Below are 3,294 nucleotides of genomic sequence, written 5' to 3' on the forward strand. Positions count from 1 at the left end.
GATCGCTTGCTCGAAGGGCGGTGCGTGCCGACGTCGTGACGATCCGGTGCGGGGTCGTGGCGCGACCCCGGCGGGGTGGCGCGCGCCGCTAGCGTGACGCGGCGTGACCACCACCGACGTCGAGATCACCGCCGACCTGGTCCGGGACCTGCTGCGCGAGCAGCACCCGGACCTCGCCCACCTCCCCGTCCGCCTGGGCGCGCGCGGCTGGGACAACCAGCTCTGGCGGCTCGGCGACGACCTCGCCGTGCGGCTGCCGTGGGCCACGGGGTCGGCCGACGCCCTCCTGCGCAAGGAGCACGACTGGCTGCCCGGGATCGCCCCGCACCTGCCGCTGCCGGTGCCCGTGCCGCAGCGGCTCGGCGAGCCGGGCGCCCTGTTCGGTCGACCCTGGATCGTCACGACGTGGGTGCCCGGCGAGCCCGCCGACCGTGCACCCGTCACGCGGCCGGAGTCGGCGGACGTCCTCGCGGCGTTCCTGTCCGCGCTGCATCACCCGGCCCCGGACGGCGCGCCGGCCGGACGGGGCCGCGGTGGCTCGCTCGCGGACCACACCGTGGGTGTCGAGCACGGTCTCGCCGAGGTGGTCGAGCGCGGGCTCGTCGGCGACCCCGAGCCGCTGCGCGCCGTCTGGCAGGACGCCGTCGACGCCCCCGCGTGGGACGGGCCGGCGGTGTGGCTGCACGCCGACCTGCACCCGGCCAACGTCGTCACCGCCGACGGCGCCCTGAGCGGCGTGGTCGACTTCGGCGACCTGTGCGCCGGCGACCCCGCCTACGACCTGGCCGGCGCGTGGCGTCTGCTGCCCGACGGCGCCGTCGACCTCTTCCACGCGGCCTACCGCGGACCGGACGGCCGCCCCGCCGACGACGCGACCCGACGTCGCGCCCGCGGGTGGGCGGCGGCCACCGCGCTGGGCGGGCTGCTCGTCGGCCACGCCGGCGACCACGGCCGCCCGGGCGGCAAGCCCACCTGGGGGCCGCCAGCCCGGGCGACCCTCGAGCGGCTGGTGGCCACGGCCGTCTGAGGGAGCCGGGCGGCCCGGCGGACGCTGCCCGACGAGCGCTGACCGGGTCGCTCGGGAGGGGCGGTCCGTCGGTCAGTCGCCCGCGGTCTGCCCCAGCTCGCCGGCGATGCGCTGCTCGAGCGCATCGGTGGCGGCGTCGGGCAGCACGACGATCCCCTCGAGCTCCTTCATGGCCCGCCGGTACGCGGACTGCCGCTCGGCCTGCGACGACCCCTCGTCGTCGGCCATGGCAAGCAGCTTCTTCGCCCGGTCGAGGGCCTGCCGTTCGGCGGGGGAGAAGTCGGACGCGCGACGCCGCTTCGCCTCCCGCTCCGCGACGTCGAAGCGGACCTGCATCTCGCGGACGGCGTCGCGGTAGCGGTCGAGGCGGCGGCGGTCGCGCAGCTCGTCCAGGTCGTCGGGGCGGAGGTCCTCCGCCGCCCGCCGGGCCCGGTGGAAATCGACGGTCACCTGCTCACGCATGTCCGACATCAACGGGTACTCGAGGGACTTCACGGCGTCGAGCTCGTACGCCAGCCAGCGCTGCTGCGTCGCGTCGTGCGCGGCCACCGTGCGCTCGATCTCGCTGGTCAGGGCCTCGCCGTCGGCCTGCTCGGCCGGGGCGGCGGGCTGCGGGGCGCCGTGCTTGATGCGGTACATCTCGAGCTTGTCCTGGCGCCGCTGCCGGTCCCAGCTCGAGATGCCCCGGGCCATGCCGCCGACGGCGGGGCCGACGAAGAAGATCAGCCACCAGTACGAGCCGAGGAAGTCCCAGACGCTGTCCACGGGGTCCACGCTATCGGCGCGGCCGTGCCCGGTGGGTGGTCGCGGGCGCCCGTGCTGAGGCGCCGGTCTAGGCTGGGGGCGTCAACCCAGCACCGTCGCGGGCGTCAGCGGCCCCGGGCACTCGCCTGAGCGTGGTCGCGCGGTCGCCCGCGGACCCCGTCTGAAGGAGCACCCGTGGCAAGCATCGAAGCCGTTGGAGCACGCGAGATCCTCGACTCGCGCGGCAACCCCACCGTCGAGGTGGAGATCGCGCTGGACGACGGCACCTTCGCCCGCGCGGCGGTCCCGTCGGGCGCCTCGACCGGCGCGTTCGAGGCCGTCGAGCGTCGTGACGGCGACAAGGGGCGCTACCTGGGCAAGGGCGTCGAGGGCGCGGTCAACGCCGTCATCGACGACATCGCCCCCGAGCTCATCGGCTACGACGCCGAGGAGCAGCGCATCATCGACCAGACCCTCATCGAGCTGGACGGCACCCCGAACAAGGGCAAGCTGGGCGCCAACGCGATCCTCGGCGTCTCGCTCGCCGTCGCGAAGGCCGCCGCGAAGTCGGCCGGCCTGGACCTGTTCCGCTACGTGGGCGGCCCGAACGCGCACGTGCTGCCCGTGCCGATGATGAACATCATCAACGGCGGGTCGCACGCCGACTCGACGGTGGACTTCCAGGAGTTCATGATCGCGCCGATCGGTGCGCCGACCTTCAAGGAGGCCCTGCGCACGGGCACCGAGGTCTACCACGCCCTCAAGAGCGTGCTGAAGGGCAAGGGCTTCTCCACGGGCCTCGGCGACGAGGGCGGGTTCGCCCCCGACCTGCCGTCGAACTCCGCCGCCCTGGACCTCATCGTCGAGGCGATCGAGAAGGCGGGCTTCACGCCGGGCTCCGACGTCGCCATCGCGATGGACGTCGCCGCGACCGAGTTCTTCAAGGACGGGGCGTACCACTTCAAGAACGGCGAGGTGCACTCGACCGAGGACATGATCAAGCTCTACGAGGGCCTGGTCGCGAACTACCCGATCGTCTCCATCGAGGACCCGCTGTCCGAGGACGAGTGGGGCGCCTGGACGCAGTTCGTGTCCGAGGTCGGCGACAAGGTGCAGGTCGTCGGCGACGACCTGTTCGTCACCAACCCCGAGCGCCTCGCCCGCGGCATCGAGGAGAAGGCCGCCAACTCGCTGCTGGTCAAGCTCAACCAGATCGGCACGCTCACCGAGACGCTCGACGCCGTCACGCTCGCGCAGCGCAACGGCTTCACGACGATGACCTCGCACCGCTCCGGCGAGACCGAGGACACCACCATCGCCGACCTGTCCGTCGCCACGAATGCCGGCCAGATCAAGACCGGCGCCACCGCCCGCGGCGAGCGCATCAACAAGTACAACCAGCTCCTGCGCATCGAGGAGGCGCTGGACGACGCCGGTCGTTACGCCGGCCGTTCGGCCTTCCCGCGCTTCCAGGGCTGACGCCCGGGACGCTGCACGACGACGGCCGGTCGCTCCGCACGGGG

Annotated in this window: 3 protein-coding genes; 2 read left to right on the plus strand and 1 reads right to left on the minus strand. The window is 73.7% G+C overall.

Annotated elements, in window-relative coordinates:
- Positions 1-103 precede the first annotated feature (103 nt).
- On the plus strand, positions 104-1,027 hold the full coding sequence (locus tag ACFWEK_RS20210) for a phosphotransferase (protein ID WP_430555200.1): 924 nt from the start codon (positions 104-106) through the stop codon (positions 1,025-1,027).
- A 72-nt stretch (positions 1,028-1,099) separates the two neighbouring features.
- Here ACFWEK_RS20210 and ACFWEK_RS20215 read toward each other — a convergent pair whose 3' ends face one another.
- Entirely contained in the window at positions 1,100-1,792 is a 693-nt protein-coding gene (locus ACFWEK_RS20215; RefSeq protein WP_430555201.1) for a hypothetical protein, read from the minus strand.
- 174 nt (positions 1,793-1,966) lie between these two features.
- On the opposite strand from ACFWEK_RS20215, the gene eno reads away from it, so the two are divergent.
- The gene (eno, locus tag ACFWEK_RS20220) at positions 1,967-3,250 is read left to right on the plus strand and encodes a phosphopyruvate hydratase (RefSeq protein ID WP_429764507.1); all 1,284 of its coding nucleotides are present in this window, start codon (positions 1,967-1,969) and stop codon (positions 3,248-3,250) included.
- The last annotated feature ends 44 nt before the right edge of the window (positions 3,251-3,294 follow it).

The organism is Isoptericola sp. NPDC060257, assembly GCF_042726645.1.
In the GTDB taxonomy this organism is placed as follows: Bacteria; Actinomycetota; Actinomycetes; order Actinomycetales; family Cellulomonadaceae; genus Isoptericola; species Isoptericola nanjingensis.